Genomic DNA, 18,059 nt, shown 5'->3' on the forward strand with positions numbered 1-18,059 from the left:
CTTTTTCCTGCGATCTTCTTTCTCTGCTGGCATCAGAGTAGTAACATAGACCTACAGTAGTACGATTCAAAAGAACCATCTGTTGTTTGTTCCGTGCGGTCGAGGTGGCAGATGTTAGGCGGTCGCCGGGATTGGGGAAGAAATTACCTGAATTAGTATCATTCGGTTTCATAACGATAAGAAAACAAAAAAAATTTACCTTTTGTGGCTTGTCAGCTATAATCGTAGGGGTGTTCATCATATAGAAGGGGTGACAAGTTACTTTATGCTGAGATCACGCAACCAGATTTTTTTCGACCTGTTTGAGCAGCAGGTTGGCAACGTCCACAAGGGGACCCATTTGTTCTGTGAAATGGTAGGCAACTACCAGAAAGTGGAAGAGAAAGTAAAGGCAATCAAGGCGGTCGAAAAAGAAGGAGACGAGATCGTCCGTAAAATCATGAATGAACTGAACTCCACTTTCATCACGCCACTAGAGAGAGAAGATATCCATGCACTGGCGCTTACGCTTGACGATGTGATCGATTATATCGACGGAGTGGCTGATCGGCTCTACCTCTATCAGGTGAAACAGCCGGATCCGCGTGTATTGGCACAGGCCAATCTGCTGGTCAAATGTTCGACCAAGCTGATCGATCTGATTCGCACGTTGCGCAAGTTGGATCACCAGCAGGTGACGAAAATTGCTGGCGAAATCCAGGAGTTAGAGCGAGAATCAGACGCTAACTATCGAAAAATGGTCTCTGAGCTGCTCAATTCCCGAGATACGGATCCACTGGAAGCGATCAAGTTGAAGGAGATCTATGATAAGCTGGAAGACTGTGCGGATTTCGCCGAGGATGTTTCCAACCTGGTGGAAGGGATCGTGCTGAAGAATGCTTGACTGGATGACGCCAGACCTGATCCTGTTTGCATTAGTTGTCGTAATGGCGCTCAGCTTTGACTTCATCAACGGATTCCATGATACGGCGAATGCAATCGCGACATCAGTGTCCACGCGCGCTCTGAGTCCCAGAATGGCGATTATCATTGCCTCTGTCTTAAACCTGGTAGGTGCTTTGACGTACACAGGCGTAGCAAAAACCATCAGTAAGGGAATTACCGACCCTTTTCAGTTGGAAAACGGACTTGTCGTCGTTCTTGCTGCCTTGACCGGTGCGATCTTGTGGAACCTGATCACCTGGTGGTACGGGATTCCCAGTTCCTCTTCCCATGCCCTAATCGGAGGGATTAGCGGTGCGGTGATTGGCGCTGCCGGGTTTGGCCAGATCGAGTGGAGCGGCTTTCTGAAAATCATACAGGCGTTGATTATCTCTCCTATCGCTGCTTTTCTGATCGGATTTATCATCATTAAAGTGATTTCGTACGTGGTGGCGAACGCTCCCTACCACAAGACCAACCAGCGCTTCCGCTACTTGCAAATTCTTTCCGCCTCCTGGCAGGCGTTTAGTCACGGTGCCAACGACGCCCAGAAGACGATGGGGATCATCACCTTGGCTATGATCAGCGGGGGGTTGCTGGCAGCGGAAAACGGCGAGATTACGATTCCGCTTTGGGTAAAAATTTCTGCTGCCGTGGCGATGGCCTTGGGCACTTCGGTAGGTGGATGGCGAATCATCAAGACAATGGGCGGCAAGATCATGAAGATCAGACCGATCAGCGGTTTCTCTGCCGATCTGACCTCCTCCGTGGTGATTATGACCTTTACCACGCTTGCTCTGCCGGTCAGTACGACTCATGTGATCTCATCTGCGATCATGGGTGTTGGGGCTTCGCAGAAGTTTTCTGCGGTGAAGTGGGGAGTGGCCGGGCGAATTGTGTTTACGTGGGTCGTCACCCTCCCGGCTACGGCACTGTTGTCAGCTGCAAGCTACATTGTCTACGATGTGTTCCTCTAGGGGACGAGCCGTTACATACGTTTCCATGCTCAACAAAAAAACAGCCTCCCGCTCACTTGGCCGTCAAGGCAAGTGAGCGGGAGGCTGTTTTTTAATGACAGTACAGATCGTGTCGCGATCGTCGCCCCTTATTAAGGGAGGTTGATTCCATTCCCTCGTTTGCTTCTTCTCCAGACCAGTATATACAGCAAGATACCCAGAGCGATAAGCAGCAGGCTGACCAACTGAGCCACACGAATGGTATCGCCAATCATCAGACTGTCGGTCCGCATCCCCTCAATGAAGAAGCGCCCGAAAGAATAGAGGATCAGGTAGCTGAACAACACTTGGCCGTCGAATCGCCTAAAGCGATATAGAATGGCCATCAAGATCAAGAAGACGAGCAGGTTCCACAGCGATTCGTATAGGAAAGTGGGATGGTAGTAGTGCCCATCTATGTACATTTGATCGCGGATAAATGCCGGAAAATACTCCATAAATTCTGCAGACACCTCTCTACCGTGGGCTTCCTGGTTGATAAAGTTGCCCCAGCGTCCGATGGCCTGACCGAGAATCACGCTGGGCATCAAGGCATCGCCGATTCGCAGGAACGGCAGGTTATGTTTGCGGATGTATAGTGTGCCGGCCAGCAAACCACCGATCAATCCCCCATGAATAGCCAGGCCGCCCTCCCAGACCGCGACCACGCTGGCGAGATGTTCCTTGTAGTAATCCCATTCAAAGATGACGTAGTAGGCACGCGCGCAAATAATCGCGGCGGGAATGATCCAGACTACCATGTTCAGCATATGGTCCGGGTCGTAACCGGCGCGCTTGACGTGGTAGCGAGCCAGATAGGTGCCGATAAAGAATGCTGTTCCCATAATAATGCCGTACCAATGCACTTTCAATGGACCGATGGTAAAGGCGATGGGATCAATCAAGCAGATCTCCTCCTCAAAAAAACAGTCTTGGGACAGTATAGCATAAATATCCACCAAGATCGTCCTACAAAAGAGTGAACAAGTCCTTAGCGGGTGGTGAGAAAGGAGAGGATTGGTTCCAGTGAGACCCTCCGAGCGGGAGAAAGCAGGGGGGTAAACAAATCTCCGGTTTCTTGCAACCGCTTCGGCATCGTATGCACGGTAAACTGTGTAGGATGAATCGTCGGTACTTCCTCCCAACGGAGTGGAGCGGAGACAGTGGCTTGCGGCCTGGCGCGCGTTGAGTACGCGGCAGCCAGCGTTTTTCCCCGCCAGTGTTGCAGATAGTCAATGTACAGTTTGGTCCCGCGGTTTTTGACCAAGCGTTCGATCGTTAGTGTGCGAGGATTTTTTTTGACCAGATAAGTAGCGATAAACTCGCCCACCTGTCGCGTCTGCTCGAAACGATACTTTCGCTCGATTGGTACATACACTTGCAGACCGCTGGCGCCAGATGTTTTGATCCAGGACGGCAGGTTTAATTCGTCCAGTACCTCTTTTAGTTTCAGTGCAGCATCAATCGCGTCGTCAAAGTCAGGCGTAGACGGGTCCAGATCAAACACCAATTCGGTCGGGATTTCATCGTCGATCTCGTGAAACGAGACATGCCACTCCAATGCTGCTTGATTCGCCATCCAGACGAGTGTGGGCAGATCATTCAGCACCGGATAGCGGGTCTTTTCCCAGACGGCGGTGGCAATCCAGTCCGGGGCGTAATCGGGCAAATTCTTTTGAAAAAAGTGCTTGTCGTCAATCCCGTGCGGATAGCGGATCACGGTCAGCAGGCGATTCCGGGTGTAGCGCAGCAGGTGGGGAGCCACCTCAATCAGGTACCGCAGGTAGGCAAGTTTGGTGACACCGGCTTCCGGCCACAGTAGTTTGTCCGGATTGCTGATGGGAATCTCTTTGCCTTCGATCTCGATTACGTGTGACTGGGTTTTGGTCGCCACCTCTGTTCCTCCTTTCTTACATTTTGCTCCACTCTTCTTCAAATCTACACTCGTCAGGCGGTATGTCGACGAGAGCTTGGATCGACGGTTGACGCAGCGAGTGGTCTTCTGTCCAGTCGATGTACTTGACTTTTACTGCAATCATTGGCTTCACCCAATGGGCAGCTGTCCTTCGTCCCGGACGATTAGAAAAAGGAGATTGATCAACTGCACTTAGCCGCAGCACCTCGCTGACTTCCTTCCATTCCGTCTGTGTCATCTTTCCTGGCCCGGTATGACCGATGTACCAGAGCTTTCCAAGATGATCGTAGAGGCCTAGCAGCACAGCGTTAATGACACCGTTGCGAATCGTAAATCCACCGATCACGGCGATCAAATCACGGTAGTTTTTGATCTTCAACCATACCCCTTTTTTTTCGCCGATCACGTACGGTGAGTCTACCCGTTTTGCTACAATCCCTTCCAAGCCTTGCCGTTTGACTGCCTCATACAAGGAATGACCATTTGCGTGAGAGGTTACCAGCTGCAGTTGCTCGCATGGTTGAATGGATTCGGCCAATCGATTCATTCTTTCCCGGAAAGGTTGTTGATGCAGCCATACACCGTTGTGGAAGAGAATGTCGAAGATCATGTACGTCACTGGTACCTGTTGTTGCATGTACGCCACTTTTTCCAGCCTGCGAATGCCATCTCTGCGCATCACCTGGTGAAAAGAAGGTTTGCCGTCCTCGCCAAGTGCGATCACTTCCCCATCTAGGATGATCGATTCAGCCTTGCAGTAGGAGTGGATGTTGGTCACTTCCGGATAATGGGAGGTTCGTTCGTACAACTTGCGGTTGTAGAGGCGGACGTTCCGGCCGTCGTAGTACGTGAGAATACGCACTCCATCCCATTTTACCTGCGCGATCCATTCCGGCCCTTCCGGTATCGTATCGCTTCGCAGCGGTTCCATCGGCAGTATCGGTTCCATCTCTCGTGCAGCCCCTACGTCTCAGCAGTCTTTTTCCGCTTCAGTTTTTTGGTAGTTGTTTTCTTCGGCTCAGCAGGCTGCTGCTCCGCTTTCGTTTTTTTCGCCGGTTTCGCTGCCGCAGCGGTGCCTGGACTGGCCTCTGTCTCCAGCTTGGCAGGTCGGCCAACACCTTCGTTCTCGGCAGCGGCGATACTTTCTTTCAGTGCTTGCATCAGATCGATTACGTTTGCTTTCGGTGCAGCCGGTGCAGCCGCAACTTCCTGACCTTCCAGTTTCTTCTCGATCAGCTCATGCAGATCCTGACGATAGTGGTCGCTGTATTTGCCTGGATCAAAAGCGGTGCTCATGTTTTCGATCAATTGTTCCGCCATTGACAGTTCATTCTCTGCCAATGGTACGTCGTCCTCCGGTAACGCAGGTACTTGGGAAACCGCCCGCACTTCATCCGGGTAATAGATCGTCTCCAGCAATATGGAAGGTCCGTAGATGCGAATCGCAGCCAGACTTTGCCGGTTTCTGAGCGTAATCTGGGCGATCGCAATCCTGCCGGTACGCCGCATGGCTTCTCGCAGCAGTGTGTAGGCTTTTTCTCCGGTATCCTGGGGAGAGAGGAAGTAGCTTTTTTCAAAGTAAATCGGATCGATCTCTGTCAACTGTACGAAGTCCAGGATTTCGATCACTTTTCGTGTTTCCGGCGTAATACTGTCCAAGTCTTCGTCCTGTATAATGACGAAGTTATCTTTTTCGTATTCAAAACCGCGTACGATTTCACTGGCGTCTACTTCCCGGTCGCAGGTGGGACATGTTTTGGTGTAACGGATGGGTGTATTGCATTCTTTATGCAGTTGGCGAAACCGGACATCCCGGTGTTCAGTTGCGGTAAACATGCGGATCGGAATGTTGACCAACCCGAAGCTGATCGAGCCTTTCCATACGGTATGCATGTATAAAGCGCCTCCTGTGGATGTTTCTTGAGCTTAGTATCCACCGGACGCGTTGAATTCCGGCAAGCAAGATTTGGTGCAGGCATGCAGGACAGCGGGCGAAAAAAACCAGCCTCAATGATCGGCTGGTTACTGACCGTGCTTGATGATATCTGACTGATCCGCTTTCGACTGCAGCTCGCGAGCACGTTCTTTTCCGACGCCGGTGCGGTCGGCTAGTGATTGAGCTGCTGCAGCCGTCTGTTTTTGCTCGGATGGCCTTTTTTCAGCCATGGGTTGCCCTCCTTTTTGATGGAGATAGGTAAAAAAAAACCTCACTGCCAAGCAGCGAGGCAGCGTCTCATCCAGTTCCCGCAGGAACGCGATCGAACGCTCCTATCAGACGTTCAAGATCTTGGAGAGAACACTATTTCAATTATGGGAGAGGAGAAACCGGAGGAAGAGCTTATGGGGAAACGTAAGTCTTCTCCGCGGTTGTCAGCGACACCGTTGCGTCGCTAGTCCTATTCTTTGCCAGATCTGTTTTCCTTTATACATCTGTGGGTACATTTTTTTCTCTTGTTTTACCAGCAACCGCCGTTGTGATAGGATGATCTTGTTGCATGGAAAGGATTTCTTTTGTTCTGTGCATCCTTCACGAACCCTTCTTGATTTGGAGTTCTTTCACATTCATTGCACGGTGAGGGGGAGCCTAATGCGGGTAATTGCCGGAGAGTACCGAGGACGTTCGTTGACGGCCGTTCCAGGAAAGGGAACGCGACCGACTACCGACAAGGTAAAAGAGTCGATCTTTAACATGATCGGTCCGTACTTTGACGGGGGATGGGTACTTGACCTGTATGCTGGAACCGGGGGATTGGCGATAGAATCGTTAAGCCGCGGGATGGAGGGGGCGATTTGTATCGACATCGATCCAAAGGCGGTGGCCGTGATCAAGAACAATCTCGCCTCGCTAGGACTCGCTGAGAGGGCGGAGGTATATCGAAACGATGCGGAGCGTTCCGTACGAGCGCTAGCCAAACGGGCGATTCGGTTTGACCTTGTGTTTTTGGACCCGCCATACGCACAGCAAAAAATAGCGAGTGACCTGACACTCATTCAACAGTTCGGATTGCTTGCTTCCGATGCCTGGATCGTTGCCGAGCATGATACCGAGGTGAGCTTGCCAGAGCAGATCGTGGATTGTGTCGTTGATCGCAGAGCGTCATATGGAGACACTTGCGTTTCCGTATATCGTTTTACTGGAAAGATACCTGCAGTACCGTTAGATCCTCGTTGAGATGGAAAAGATGGCTGTTGATGAACCTTGGTGCTGTTGGAAAATCAGCAGGATCTGAGAAGGAGGTCGTATGATGCGGATTGCCGTTTGTCCGGGAAGTTTTGATCCCGTAACCTATGGACATCTGGATATTGTGAGTCGAGGGGCCAAGATTTTTGACAAAGTGATCGTCGCTGTCCTGATCAATTCAAAAAAACAGCCCCTGTTTGCCGTGGAAGAGCGGCTGGCGCTGCTGCATGAGGTAACAGCGGAGATGGAAAACGTAGAAGTTGATTCTTTTGAGGGGCTGCTCATCGATTACATGCGCCAAAAACAAGCCAAAGTGTTGATCAAAGGATTGCGTGCCGTCTCCGATTTTGAGTATGAGATGCAGATGGCCTCTATTAATCGGAAACTGGCTGACGACGTGGAGACGTTTTTTATGATGACCAACCATCAGTATTCGTATCTCAGTTCCAGTATTGTCAAGGAAGTAGCCCGTTACGACGCGCCTGTCTCCGATCTGGTTCCACCACCTGTAGAGAAAGCGCTCAGAGCCAAGTTTTCACAATAGACGGCCTCTGTTTTGCAAGGCAGAATATCAGCGTGTTGGAAGCGTTCAGCGATTACCCTTGAGAACGGTCTTCCGCACCAGTATGCTGCCGGCTGCCAGAACAGCAAACAGAGAGAGTGCCATCAGCGATGATTGACTCAAGTGGTGCCACCAATGATGGGGTACGGCGGTCGTCGGCTGGGGAGCGACAAAGACAGGGACTGCAGCCTTTTCGCCGTGAACCAACAGCTGCAGCGGTCGCCAAGCGATGATCGTGAGCAGGGCTGCGAGGATGGCGTGGACGATCCGTGCCAGCAAATAAGGAGCTACCCGAATGTCTGTTTTGCTGAGGATGCTGGCCACTTGTGCATGCACGCTCAATCCGCCCCACGAGAGAATCGCACTGGCAATCGCTGCTTTCCACATCAGGGAGATCGATGCGGAGACCTGGCTCGCCGCCTGGGCACCCAAGGTGACCTCAAACAGTCCAACCACCACAGATTTGGAAAAGTCCTCCGGAAAGCCCAGCGGTCCCAAGATGACGGTTAAGACTGTACTTAGCGTCTGGGTCAGGTTTACCTTCATCAACAGCTCCATGACAACGGAGAAGACGATGATGAACCCACCAATCATAAACAAGGTATGCAGGGCCGTCTCCACCGCGTCACCCATCAGGCGTCCCAGCGGTCGGCCGTCACGCAGACGAGCGCGATGCATTTCCTGCAGTGCTCGCAGCAGCAAGGGAACCTCTTTTTTGTACAGGGACTTGCTGGGTGGTTCTGTCCAGGCATGAAAACGGAACAGCAGTCCCAAGAGCAAGGCGGATACATAATGGGTGATCGCTAAGGTGAGCCCTAACTGTTCGCTATGGAAAAAACCGATCGCCACAGCGCCGATCACAAAAAGTGGGTCACTGGTTGTGGCAAGCGAAACAAGCCGCTCCCCTTCGACCCGTGATACGTTGTTTTGCTCACGCAAACGGGTGGTGATTTTGGCAGCGACCGGGTAGCCGGATGAAAAACCCATCGTAAAGACGAACCCACCAGTACCGGGTACGTTGAATAATGGGCGCATCAAAGGCTCCAATAGAACGCCGACAAAGTGAACCACACCAAAGCCCATCAAGATTTCGGACAGGACGATGAATGGTAGTGTGGCTGGGAATACGACCTCCCACCAGATCTGGATGCCGCGAAGGGCAGCTTGGAAGGAGGTTTCCGGATTTGTCGCCAGTATCACGACCAGGCTGACCGAGAACAATGCGAGTAGGAAGGTAAGGATAGGAGAGCGGTGTGCCATCGTATTCCTCCTGGACGTAAGAGATAGTACATGTCTACGTTTGTACTTGAAAAACTATGCACTCCCCTTCGCTTTCCCCGCTGTGGGAATGGGTGATTCCACATATGTTTAGTAGGGGGGATGAACTGTGGAAGCCAAGCAAAGACCAAAAGTAGGTCTCGCCCTCGGTGCCGGTGGGGCGCGGGGTCTGGCCCATATTGGTGTGTTGAAAGCATTTGAGGATCGTCACGTACCCGTTGACTTTGTGGCGGGCAGCAGTATGGGCAGTTTTATCGGAGCCTTGTATGCCAATGGCATTCAGCCGCATATGATGGAAAAACTTGCTCTTCATTTGAAACGGAAGCACTGGTTGGATATTACCGTCCCCAATCTTGGTTTTGTGGCTGGGGAAAAAGTGAAGCAATTGATCCAACTGTTGACCCATGGCAAAAAAATCGAAGAACTGAAGATTCCCCTGGCAGTCGTTGCCACAGATATCGAGACCGGGGAGCGGGTGGTATTTCGTGAGGGGCCGATCGACCAGGCTGTGCGAGCCAGCATATCCATTCCCGGCATTTTCGTTCCGGAGCGGGTGGGGGATCGGTTGCTGGTAGATGGCGGTGTCATTGATCGTGTGCCGATAACCGTGGCGAGGGAGATGGGAGCGGATATTGTGATCGCTGTTGACGTTGCCCAGTTTGACGTCAAGATAGAGGTCAATTCGATTTTTGATGTGATTGCCCAGACAATCGATGTGATGGAACGGGAAATCCTGCGGCACAGAATGCTGTCCGCTGATATGGTAATACGGCCAAATGTGGGACACTATAGCAGTATCGCCTATTCCGGTGTTGCTGAAATCATCGCAGAGGGAGAACGTATGGCTCTCGAACATGTAGAACAAATCAAGCAGCTGATGGACAGATGGAGGGAGTCCCATGAAGGAGAGAGCGGCAGCGATGAGAACTAACTGGTACCGCCGCTACGGCATCCGCTGGCTGCTTGCACTCATGGTGGCTGTTTTCTTCTTTTTCGCTGTCAACTACCCCCTTCCTTACTATGTGACAAGGCCGGGTTCTGCTGTTGAACTAGGGCCGATCATCAAGGTGGAGGGAGGAGAGCGAGACGAGCAGGGCGCTTTTATGCTGACAACCGTTCGGATGGGGCAGGCGACACCGTTTTGGTATCTGTACACGAAATTCTCCCCTGATGCGGAATTGATTGAAATAAACAGGGTGCTGCTGCCCGGTGAGTCCAACGAAGAGTTTATCCAGCGGGAACGGTACGTGATGGAAAACTCGCAACTTTTGGCTAGTGCAGTGGCGTTTAGGCTGGCTGGGTACGAGGTGAAAGTGGAAAATGAAGGGGTAACGATCGTGCAGGCAGTGGAGGGTTCGCCATCTGATGGTTTATTCAAGCCGGGCGATGTCGTCACCCAAATAGACGACACACCGATTCGAACGATGCAAGAGTTGCTGGCCTATTTGTCGACCAAACAGCCAGGCGACAGGGTGAAAGTGACCTATCAGCGGGGCGAAAAACAGCAGGCAGCCACCGTTGCCCTGACGGAACTGGCGCAAGAGCAGGGAGAAACGAGCCGTGCGGGACTCGGTGTGCGAGGCAGCAACAAGCAAGCAATCGAAATACCCAAAAAAGTGACCGTCTCTTCCCGGAACATCGGCGGGCCGTCAGCAGGACTTATGATGACTCTGGAGATTTACGATCAATTGGATACCAGTTGGAACGCGACACGTGGGTACCGGATCGCAGGAACAGGGGAGATCTTTTCCGACGGGGCGGTAGGGCGAATCGGCGGCATCAACCATAAAGTAATTGCTGCTGACACCGCCGAAGCGGAGATCTTTTTCGCCCCTGATGATGAAGGAAGTGGTTTGTCCAACTATGACGAAGCTTTGGCGACAGCAAAACGGATCGGAACATCGATGCAAATCGTCCCGGTCAAGACTGTCGAAGATGCGATCAACTACTTGAAATCGCTTGAGCCGAAGTGATTCGCAGCGGACTGGCGCGATACTCGTCTGTGTAGGAGGACGTTCCTGCTTCGTCAGATGGGAGGGTCAGCCGATACAGACTGCTCGCGACGATGTCCAGGTCGAGCATTGGATGGATACCGTCACGTGCATTGCTAATCAGCGGCAGTCTCCCTTTTCGCTTGGCTTCATGGAGCAGCATCTGCCCTTTTTCGCTGAATCCGAGGATACGGGCATACGGGGCTCCTTCTTTCAATCGGAGCTGTTCCACCTGCCCTTTCTTTAGGTCCAGCAGGATGGAGAGCAGGATACGCTGCAGGCGGTTCCACGTAAAACGACGTGTTTTTGCCTTGCTGACCAGTTCCTGGACAGTGCTGCTTGATTGGACGGCCTGCTTTAAACGATATTGGATACCTTCTTCCACTTCATGATAGGCAGCCAATTGATCAGGTGAGAGCTGCAGCAGACGATGAAACAACGGATGGCGAAATCGCTCCCAGTTCATCGGCCCCGCTCCTGTCGCAAACTCTCTCTGCAGAATGGAGAACGTCGTGTCTGGAACAAAGGGGCTTACTTCATCCAACACAGCCCCTTCTGAGAATAGCAGCTTACGCAGCGCGGTAGCGCTGGCAATCTGCTGATCTGTAATCGTCTCCTGATGATAGCCAGCTTTTTGACGTCTGATCGTCAAAGCCTTCATGGGACTGCCGATTCTCTCCAGGGCGAGCAGGTAGTTAAGCCCGAGAATGTTGTTAGGCTGATCGATCGGTACATTCTCGTAGCCGAGATTGCTCATATAGCGGGAAACCGCACGGGCGTAAGCATGGGGGTAGGAAAGTCCCTGAGACAATTCCTCCCTGAGTGCCTGTGAAAACTCAGGCGGTTCAACTGCCAACGTTTTTGCCAAGATGCGCATCCATTCAATATCGCCGCTTTCACTACCGAAACAGATGGCGTCTACCACACCGATTCGATCGAGCAGGGAAATCGCCCCGTGTGCAAAAACTTCTGCGTTGGCCGTGGCGTAGGGAACAGGCAGCTCGATGACCAAGTCAATCCCGACACGCAACGCCATCTCAGCCCTGGCCCACTTGGAGACCAGTGCCGGTTCACCACGCTGTAAAAAGTTGCCGCTCATCACGGCGACACAGGCATCAGCACCTGCGGCCTGCCTGGCTGCTTCCAGATGGTAGTGGTGACCGTTGTGCAGTGGATTGTATTCAACCACAAGGCCGACCGTCCGCATGGGAATAACCTCGCTTTCCAGGAAAAAGTACCGATATGTATCCAGTTTCCATGCACATTGTCATGCATGGTTGGCTACTTTTTAGTGTAGTGAACCGATCTCGATTTGGCAAACGGGATACTCCGACATCGGCTCATCTAACAAATGATGAAGACAGTGGGCGCAGAGGAAGGCAGGACAGCCTGTCAAGGAAAAATGGTTGACAAACCTTGCGGAGAGAAGCTATAATCATCTTTGTTGTGTTCGAGGTGAGACATATGAACCTAAAATTGACTGATTTGGAGCATCGCAAAGGCGAGCCATTGCCTTTTCGTACCACCCTCGACCCGACCGAGCTCAGCCAACGTCATCAGGAGATCCGTGCTCTTGGACCAGTAGAGGTCGTTGGTGAAGCGGCCAAGCTGGGCGAGATGTACTACGTCAAAGGCGAGATGAAGGCGGAGGTCGATTTTGCCTGTGCCCGTTGTCTCAAGCGGTTCCGCAGTCAGGTGACCGTACCGTTCTCGGAGACGTTTGCTCCTGCCGATGCTGAGGTTGAGTTGGATGAGGACAGTGAGATCCACCTGCTGGAAGAGGAAGAGATCGAACTGGACCCAGTGCTGCAGGAAGATTTTTTGCTTGCGATGCCGGCATTTCCGATCTGTACGGAAGAATGCCAGGGGCTCTGTCCCACTTGCGGTGTGAATCGCAATGAACAGGCCTGCAGCTGCAAAAACGAGCGGATTGACCCGCGTTTGGCCGGACTGGCTGATTTTTTCAAGGATGCCGATTAATTAGTAGGCACGTTTTCAAGATGAAGCCAAGATCTCCTTGATCGGCGGCTTTATTTTTGAACGGATGGGTCACCATCCTGATAATAGGTGATCTCTGTTCGCTGGCGTTCTTTTGCGGAATGTCCGGCACGGAGGTGTTCCACTCAGATTGATGATGTCAACGCCATCTGAAGGAGGTGTTAGGGAAAATGGCAGTACCTCAGCGGAGAACTTCCAAAACCCGTAAAAGACTGCGTCGTACGCACTTCAAACTGGAAATCCCCGGCATGGTCAAGTGCGATAACTGCGGTGAGTACAAACTGGCCCATCGCGTTTGCCCGAGCTGCGGAACCTATAAAGGGGAAAAAGTTATGAAGTAATGGTAAAAAGCAGGGTGAAGCCACCTTGCTTTTTTTCGTTCCGGCTGTATGATTTCCTTTCGTCCCGATTCCATAGAAAGCTGGAAGGAATCCAATAGCTGCATCCCGAAATCTCTTGTATCGCCCTTGACTAGTCACCCATGAAAAGGGAGGGTGTATCATGCGGACTTTACTTCATCTACGATATGCTGCGCATCATTAAATCCCGTCTGGAACAACAGATCGATCAACAAGAGCGGATAATCGCCTTGCTTTTAGAGCAGAAGACCGAGGAGAATAGGAGCCCATCGGCACAACAGAGTGACATGTGATAACAGCTGCTTCCAAGCAGGGTTGTCAAACAAGTGCGGTTATCCTATACTAATTTGGGACCAGGTATTATAAACTACTAGTAAGAGTGTGCCTATCATCCAAGATACGCCACAGCAACGGCATCGCCACCGTAGATGGCTATGCAAGTGCCAAGTGTATCAGGTTGTTCGGTGGGGGTGTTCGACATCGCACGTCTGTTAAAAAAAGACCGTCAGACCCGTCTGGTTCAGACATTAAAAGAAAATCCGTTTGCAACTGATGAAGATTTGGCCAACATGTTTGATGTGAGCATCCAGACCATTCGGCTGGATCGACTGGAATTAGGCATTCCAGAGTTAAGGGAACGAATCAAATCAGTAGCCGAACAGAACCTGGACGCCGTACGCTCACTCGACATTGAAGAAGTGATTGGTGAAGTGATCGAGATACAGCTTGACTCGCATGCTTTTTCTGTACTGGAGATCAAACCGGAGCATATTTTTGCCCGAACACAAATTGCAAGAGGGCACTACATATTCGCCCAAGCCAATTCGCTGGCTGTGGCGGTGATCGATGCCGAGGTGGCCCTGACTGCGACAGCACGGATTCGCTTCGTGCGTCCGGTGAAGCTGGGCGAGAAGCTGGTGGCGAAAGCGGTTGTCCGCAGCCGCAGCGAAAGCGAGAGCAAGGTCCGCGTGGAGACTAAAGTACAGGGAGAGACAGTGTTTACGGCTACATTTCGTGTTGTTTGTATCTCCTGAGGGACAGATCATCGCGACACAGTCACGGGTTACACACAAGGAGGACATAAGCTTGAGAATTGCTTTGGATGCGATGGGGGGAGATCTCGCTCCGCTGAGTACCGTCCGGGGAGCGGTAGAAGCGGTGCGGGAGAACCCGACGCTTCAGGTTGTACTGATTGGAGATGAGACGGCCATACGGGAGCAGTTGCCTGGCAGCATCCCGTCAGGTATTGAGATTCACCATGCGACAGAAGTGATTGAGGCTGATGACGAACCGGTTCGGGCCGTAAGGCGGAAGAAGGATTCATCCCTTGTCGTCACGGTTGAGATGGCCCGCAAGCTGGAAGTAGATGCAGCCATTTCTGCTGGCAATACCGGTGCCCTGATGGCGGCGGGATTGCTGATAACCGGCCGCATGAGCGGGATTGAGCGTCCGGCCCTGGCCGCAGTCATTCCCAACACGCAAGGCAAAGTGACCCTGCTGCTGGATGTGGGCGCCAACATGGATGCCAAACCATTGCACCTGCTGCAGTATGCCATTATGGGCAGCTTGTATGTAGAAAAAGTGCTTGGCTACGAGCGACCCACTGTGGGGCTGCTCAATGTCGGAACGGAAGAGGCCAAAGGTAACGAACTGAGCAAAGCAGCGTATGGAATGCTCAGGCAGGCCAGCAACATCCGGTTTGTCGGCAACGTAGAAGCTCGCGATCTGATGCGAGGCCCCTGCGACGTGCTGGTTTGTGACGGGTTTGTCGGCAACGTTGCGCTGAAGTCACTGGAGGGGGCGGCTTCAACGATCCTGTCACTGCTCAAGCAGGAGATGACGTCCAGTCTCCTGAACAAGGCAGCGGCGGCGATTTTGAAACCCAGCCTTAGCCAGTTCAAAGACCGGATGGATTACGCCGAGTACGGGGGCGCTCCACTGTTGGGCCTGCGCAGACCAGTGATCAAGGCACATGGATCGTCTGATGAGCGGGCGATCAAAAACGCCGTTCAGGTAGCTGCCAGATTTGCCGCGCAGGATGTAAATGGCTGGATTCAAAAGGAATTGGATACAGATCCGCAGATAGAAAGCGAGTGAAGCTGATGAGGGGAATGCAACCGGTTGGAATCTTGTCTACCGGCTCCTACGTGCCGGAGAGGGTGCTGACAAACGCTGATTTGGAACAAATGGTAGATACTTCTGACGAATGGATTGTGACGCGGACGGGAATTCGCGAGCGGCGGATCTGTTCTCCCGAGCAGGCTTCGTCCGATCTGGCCTATGAGGCAGCGGTGAAAGCGTTGCAGCGGGCAAATGTAGCCGCTGAAGATCTCGATATGATTATCGTTGCGACGGTCACACCTGACATGCTGTTTCCCTCGACGGCCTGCCTGCTGCAGGATAGGCTGGGGGCCAAAAAAGCAGCTGCATTTGACGTTTCGGCAGCGTGTACCGGTTTTTTGTACGGAATCGCTACCGCCAGTCAGTTTATCGCCAGTGGACTCTACCGCTATGTACTGGTCGTCGGGGTTGAGGCTCTTTCCAAGATTACAGACTACACGAACCGCAACACCTGTGTCCTATTTGGCGACGGGGCGGGTGCGGCTCTACTCGGTCCGGTTCCGGATGGATACGGCTTTCAATCCTTCGAATTGGGAGCGGACGGATCTGGCGGTCCGTTGCTGCAGCAGCCGGCGGGTGGTTCGCGGATACCTGCTTCGAGCGAATCGGTGGAAAAACGGCTGCACTACATATCGATGAACGGTGGAGAAGTGTTCAAGTTTGCCGTTCGGGTGATGAACGCTGCGACGGATGCTGTCCTGGAAAAGGCGGGGGTCAGCAAAGAAGAGGTAGACCTGTTGGTACCGCATCAGGCCAACCTGCGGATCATCGACGCAGCGATCAAGCGATTTGGATTGTCGGAAGAAAAGGTGGTCGTCAACCTCGACCGGTACGGCAACATGTCATCGGCATCGATTCCGGTCGCGCTGGACGAAGCCCTGGAAGCGGGGCGGATCAGCGAGGGGGACACGGTCGTCCTAGTCGGTTTTGGCGGTGGTTTGACTTGGGGAGCCAGCCTGTTGAAATGGACGTTTCAACGTGTGTAAAGGAGAGGATTGAAGATGAGCAAAATCGCGTTTGTCTTTCCTGGGCAGGGTTCGCAATATGTTGGCATGGGGGCGGAACTGGCCGAGAAGTCAGATGCGGCCAAACGGGTATTTGCTGAAGCGGATAATGCGCTTGGCTTCTCGCTTTCCACACTCTGTTTCGAAGGACCGGAGGAGCAACTGCGATTGACGGCCAACACGCAGCCTGCCATCTTGACGGCCAGCGTGGCGGTCTGGGCCGTTCTGCAGGAGCAACTGCCGGGTGTGCAGCCGCATTTTGTAGCTGGTCATAGTCTGGGTGAGTACTCCGCATTGGTGGCGGCCGGCTCGATCCGGTTTGCCGATGCGGTCAGAACGGTGCGCTCACGCGGGCAATTTATGGAGGAAGCGGTTCCTGCCGGACAAGGCGCGATGGCTGCCGTACTTGGCTTGGAACGAGCCGAGCTGCAGTCCGTGTGTGAGGAAGTGAGTGCTGGCGGGAATCCAGTTCAACTGGCTAATCTCAATTGTCCCGGACAGATTGTCATCTCCGGCAGTGCCGAAGGTGTGAACCAGGCTTCCGAGAAAGCGAGGGAAGCGGGTGCGAAGCGTGTTATGCCGCTTAATGTGAGCGGGCCATTTCACTCTTCCTTGATGGCACCGGCGGCTGAAAAACTGGCTTCGGTGCTGGAAGGAGTGCCGATTGAAGATGCAGAGATGCCGGTTGTGGCCAATGTATCGGCACGTTCTGTTCAGCAAGCGGCAGAGATTAAGCAGAGTCTCGTCCAGCAGGTTTCATCACCGGTGTTGTGGGAAGACTCCGTGCAGTACATGGTCGATCAGGGTGTAACCACCTTTGTCGAGATCGGCCCGGGCAAGGTGTTGGCCGGACTCATCAAAAAAATTGCACCGAAAGGGACGGTCGTCCATTCCGTCCAGGACGTGTCCTCGCTTGAACAACTGGTGAATGGAGGGGTAATATGCTAAATGGGAAAGTAGCCCTGGTGACTGGGGCTTCCCGTGGAATTGGTAGAGCGATTGCCCTCAGCCTGGCCGAGGCTGGAGCTGACGTGGTGGTAAACTACGCGGGCAGCGAAGCAGCCGCCCAAGAAACGGTGGATCAAATCAAGTCGTTAGGCCGTTCATCCATCAAAGTGAGAGCCAACGTGGCCAGTGCAGAGGAAGTAAACGAGATGTTTCGCACAGCCCTTGATCAGTTTGGTCGGATCGATATCTTGGTCAACAACGCCGGTATTACGCGGGACAATCTGCTGATGCGGATGAAGGAAGAAGAATGGGATGAAGTGATCGCGACCAACCTGAAAGGGGTATTCAACTGCATCAAGGCGGCGACCCGTCCGATGATGAAGCAGCGTGCCGGGCGGATCATCAATATCACGTCTGTGGTAGGGGTACTGGGCAATCCGGGCCAGGCCAACTACGTTGCGGCCAAAGCAGGTGTGATTGGCCTGACCAAGACGACCGCCCGTGAGCTTGCCTCTCGCAACATCACCGTAAATGCTGTGGCACCGGGCTTCATCGAGACGGATATGACCGACAAGCTGGGAGATGAGCTCAAAACAGATATGCTCCGGCAAATCCCGCTGGCCCGGTTCGGGCAGGTGGACGACATCGCTCAGGTGGTTCGCTTCCTCGCATCTGACGCCGCCGGCTACATGACCGGACAGACTCTCCATGTCGATGGCGGCATGTATATGTAGTGGATTGGGACTAGATGGTTTTTGATTATCTCTTCTTGTATAATGCTGGAGA

The 18,059-nt window shown here is 52.7% G+C and carries 20 protein-coding genes; 13 read left to right on the plus strand and 7 right to left on the minus strand.

Annotated elements, in window-relative coordinates; genetic code table 11:
• Window positions 1-265: 265 nt before the first annotated feature.
• Both LOK74_RS06040 and LOK74_RS06045 read left to right on the plus strand, forming a co-directional pair.
• Window positions 266-883: a DUF47 domain-containing protein gene (locus LOK74_RS06040; RefSeq protein WP_230045679.1), complete on the plus strand. Its 618-nt coding sequence runs from the start codon at window positions 266-268 to the stop codon at window positions 881-883.
• A complete protein-coding gene (locus LOK74_RS06045; RefSeq protein WP_230045680.1) occupies window positions 876-1,898 on the plus strand; it encodes an inorganic phosphate transporter in 1,023 nt (340 codons plus the stop codon). Before LOK74_RS06040 ends, LOK74_RS06045 begins: the two co-directional genes overlap by 8 nt.
• A 131-nt stretch (window positions 1,899-2,029) precedes the next feature.
• Here the strand turns inward: LOK74_RS06045 and lgt are convergent, their stop codons facing one another.
• The 5 genes from lgt to LOK74_RS06070 all read right to left on the minus strand — a co-directional run bounded on the left by lgt (window position 2,030) and on the right by LOK74_RS06070 (window position 5,997).
• Window positions 2,030-2,821 carry a prolipoprotein diacylglyceryl transferase gene (gene lgt / locus LOK74_RS06050; RefSeq protein WP_230045681.1) on the minus strand — a complete coding sequence of 264 codons (792 nt, stop codon included), beginning with the start codon at window positions 2,819-2,821 and terminating at the stop codon, window positions 2,030-2,032.
• An 86-nt stretch (window positions 2,822-2,907) separates the two neighbouring features.
• The gene (ligD, locus tag LOK74_RS06055; RefSeq protein ID WP_230045682.1) at window positions 2,908-3,810 is read right to left on the minus strand and encodes a non-homologous end-joining DNA ligase; all 903 of its coding nucleotides are present in this window, start codon (window positions 3,808-3,810) and stop codon (window positions 2,908-2,910) included.
• A gap of 16 nt (window positions 3,811-3,826) precedes the next feature.
• Window positions 3,827-4,780 carry a non-homologous end-joining DNA ligase gene (gene ligD / locus LOK74_RS06060; RefSeq protein ID WP_230045683.1) on the minus strand — a complete coding sequence of 318 codons (954 nt, stop codon included), beginning with the start codon at window positions 4,778-4,780 and terminating at the stop codon, window positions 3,827-3,829.
• A 14-nt stretch (window positions 4,781-4,794) separates the two neighbouring features.
• Window positions 4,795-5,724, minus strand: coding sequence for a non-homologous end joining protein Ku (gene ku / locus LOK74_RS06065; RefSeq protein WP_230045684.1), 930 nt, complete (start codon window positions 5,722-5,724; stop codon window positions 4,795-4,797).
• Window positions 5,725-5,853: 129 nt separating this feature from the next.
• Window positions 5,854-5,997, minus strand: a complete 144-nt coding sequence (locus LOK74_RS06070) for a hypothetical protein (RefSeq protein ID WP_230045685.1) — start codon at window positions 5,995-5,997, stop codon at window positions 5,854-5,856.
• Window positions 5,998-6,418: 421 nt separating this feature from the next.
• On the opposite strand from LOK74_RS06070, the gene rsmD reads away from it, so the two are divergent.
• A complete protein-coding gene (gene rsmD / locus LOK74_RS06075; protein WP_230045686.1) occupies window positions 6,419-7,003 on the plus strand; it encodes a 16S rRNA (guanine(966)-N(2))-methyltransferase RsmD in 585 nt (194 codons plus the stop codon).
• Window positions 7,004-7,076: 73 nt separating this feature from the next.
• Window positions 7,077-7,556, plus strand: a complete 480-nt coding sequence (gene coaD, locus LOK74_RS06080) for a pantetheine-phosphate adenylyltransferase (protein ID WP_230045687.1) — start codon at window positions 7,077-7,079, stop codon at window positions 7,554-7,556.
• A 45-nt stretch (window positions 7,557-7,601) separates the two neighbouring features.
• On the opposite strand, the gene ylbJ is transcribed toward coaD, so the two are convergent.
• A complete protein-coding gene (gene ylbJ, locus LOK74_RS06085) occupies window positions 7,602-8,834 on the minus strand; it encodes a sporulation integral membrane protein YlbJ (RefSeq protein ID WP_230045688.1) in 1,233 nt (410 codons plus the stop codon).
• A gap of 127 nt (window positions 8,835-8,961) precedes the next feature.
• On the opposite strand from ylbJ, the gene LOK74_RS06090 reads away from it, so the two are divergent.
• Both LOK74_RS06090 and LOK74_RS06095 read left to right on the plus strand, forming a co-directional pair.
• Window positions 8,962-9,783 (plus strand): patatin-like phospholipase family protein, encoded by an 822-nt coding sequence (locus tag LOK74_RS06090; protein WP_230045689.1) that lies wholly within the window; start codon window positions 8,962-8,964, stop codon window positions 9,781-9,783.
• Window positions 9,752-10,825 (plus strand): SepM family pheromone-processing serine protease, encoded by a 1,074-nt coding sequence (locus tag LOK74_RS06095; RefSeq protein WP_230045690.1) that lies wholly within the window; start codon window positions 9,752-9,754, stop codon window positions 10,823-10,825. The genes LOK74_RS06090 and LOK74_RS06095 overlap by 32 nt, the downstream gene beginning before the upstream one ends.
• Here the strand turns inward: LOK74_RS06095 and LOK74_RS06100 are convergent.
• On the minus strand, window positions 10,794-12,050 hold the full coding sequence (locus tag LOK74_RS06100; RefSeq protein WP_230045691.1) for a nucleotidyltransferase: 1,257 nt from the start codon (window positions 12,048-12,050) through the stop codon (window positions 10,794-10,796). The genes LOK74_RS06095 and LOK74_RS06100 overlap by 32 nt on opposite strands.
• A 257-nt stretch (window positions 12,051-12,307) precedes the next feature.
• On the opposite strand from LOK74_RS06100, the gene LOK74_RS06105 reads away from it, so the two are divergent.
• The 7 genes from LOK74_RS06105 (at window position 12,308) to fabG (ending at window position 18,007) form a co-directional block, all read left to right on the plus strand.
• Entirely contained in the window at window positions 12,308-12,823 is a 516-nt protein-coding gene (locus LOK74_RS06105) for a YceD family protein (RefSeq protein WP_230045692.1), read from the plus strand.
• Window positions 12,824-13,011: 188 nt separating this feature from the next.
• Window positions 13,012-13,182 carry a 50S ribosomal protein L32 gene (gene rpmF, locus LOK74_RS06110; protein WP_230045693.1) on the plus strand — a complete coding sequence of 57 codons (171 nt, stop codon included), beginning with the start codon at window positions 13,012-13,014 and terminating at the stop codon, window positions 13,180-13,182.
• 488 nt (window positions 13,183-13,670) lie between these two features.
• A complete protein-coding gene (fapR, locus tag LOK74_RS06115) occupies window positions 13,671-14,234 on the plus strand; it encodes a transcription factor FapR (protein WP_230045694.1) in 564 nt (187 codons plus the stop codon).
• Between the two features lie 52 nt (window positions 14,235-14,286).
• Window positions 14,287-15,297: a phosphate acyltransferase PlsX gene (plsX, locus tag LOK74_RS06120; protein ID WP_230045695.1), complete on the plus strand. Its 1,011-nt coding sequence runs from the start codon at window positions 14,287-14,289 to the stop codon at window positions 15,295-15,297.
• 5 nt (window positions 15,298-15,302) lie between these two features.
• Window positions 15,303-16,307 (plus strand): beta-ketoacyl-ACP synthase III, encoded by a 1,005-nt coding sequence (locus LOK74_RS06125; protein WP_230045696.1) that lies wholly within the window; start codon window positions 15,303-15,305, stop codon window positions 16,305-16,307.
• Window positions 16,308-16,322: 15 nt separating this feature from the next.
• Window positions 16,323-17,273, plus strand: a complete 951-nt coding sequence (gene fabD / locus LOK74_RS06130; protein WP_230045697.1) for an ACP S-malonyltransferase — start codon at window positions 16,323-16,325, stop codon at window positions 17,271-17,273.
• Window positions 17,267-18,007, plus strand: a complete 741-nt coding sequence (gene fabG, locus LOK74_RS06135; RefSeq protein ID WP_230045698.1) for a 3-oxoacyl-[acyl-carrier-protein] reductase — start codon at window positions 17,267-17,269, stop codon at window positions 18,005-18,007. The genes fabD and fabG overlap by 7 nt, the downstream gene beginning before the upstream one ends.
• The last annotated feature ends 52 nt before the right edge of the window (window positions 18,008-18,059 follow it).

The sequence above is a fragment of the Brevibacillus humidisoli genome (assembly GCF_020923435.1).
Taxonomy (GTDB): domain Bacteria; phylum Bacillota; class Bacilli; order Brevibacillales; family Brevibacillaceae; genus Brevibacillus_E; species Brevibacillus_E humidisoli.

Coding starts and splice junctions, on each gene's coding strand:
- ylbJ (WP_230045688.1), bottom strand. CDS start 8,834: ATGGCACACCGCTCTCCTATCCTTACCTTCCTACTCGCATTGTTCTCG.
- LOK74_RS06045 (WP_230045680.1), top strand. CDS start 876: ATGCTTGACTGGATGACGCCAGACCTGATCCTGTTTGCATTAGTTGTC.
- LOK74_RS06070 (WP_230045685.1), bottom strand. CDS start 5,997: ATGGCTGAAAAAAGGCCATCCGAGCAAAAACAGACGGCTGCAGCAGCT.
- LOK74_RS06100 (WP_230045691.1), bottom strand. CDS start 12,050: ATGCGGACGGTCGGCCTTGTGGTTGAATACAATCCACTGCACAACGGT.
- LOK74_RS06040 (WP_230045679.1), top strand. CDS start 266: ATGCTGAGATCACGCAACCAGATTTTTTTCGACCTGTTTGAGCAGCAG.
- fabD (WP_230045697.1), top strand. CDS start 16,323: ATGAGCAAAATCGCGTTTGTCTTTCCTGGGCAGGGTTCGCAATATGTT.
- fabG (WP_230045698.1), top strand. CDS start 17,267: ATGCTAAATGGGAAAGTAGCCCTGGTGACTGGGGCTTCCCGTGGAATT.
- ku (WP_230045684.1), bottom strand. CDS start 5,724: ATGCATACCGTATGGAAAGGCTCGATCAGCTTCGGGTTGGTCAACATT.
- ligD (WP_230045683.1), bottom strand. CDS start 4,780: ATGGAACCGATACTGCCGATGGAACCGCTGCGAAGCGATACGATACCG.
- rpmF (WP_230045693.1), top strand. CDS start 13,012: ATGGCAGTACCTCAGCGGAGAACTTCCAAAACCCGTAAAAGACTGCGT.
- rsmD (WP_230045686.1), top strand. CDS start 6,419: ATGCGGGTAATTGCCGGAGAGTACCGAGGACGTTCGTTGACGGCCGTT.
- LOK74_RS06125 (WP_230045696.1), top strand. CDS start 15,303: ATGAGGGGAATGCAACCGGTTGGAATCTTGTCTACCGGCTCCTACGTG.
- coaD (WP_230045687.1), top strand. CDS start 7,077: ATGCGGATTGCCGTTTGTCCGGGAAGTTTTGATCCCGTAACCTATGGA.
- LOK74_RS06105 (WP_230045692.1), top strand. CDS start 12,308: ATGAACCTAAAATTGACTGATTTGGAGCATCGCAAAGGCGAGCCATTG.
- LOK74_RS06095 (WP_230045690.1), top strand. CDS start 9,752: ATGAAGGAGAGAGCGGCAGCGATGAGAACTAACTGGTACCGCCGCTAC.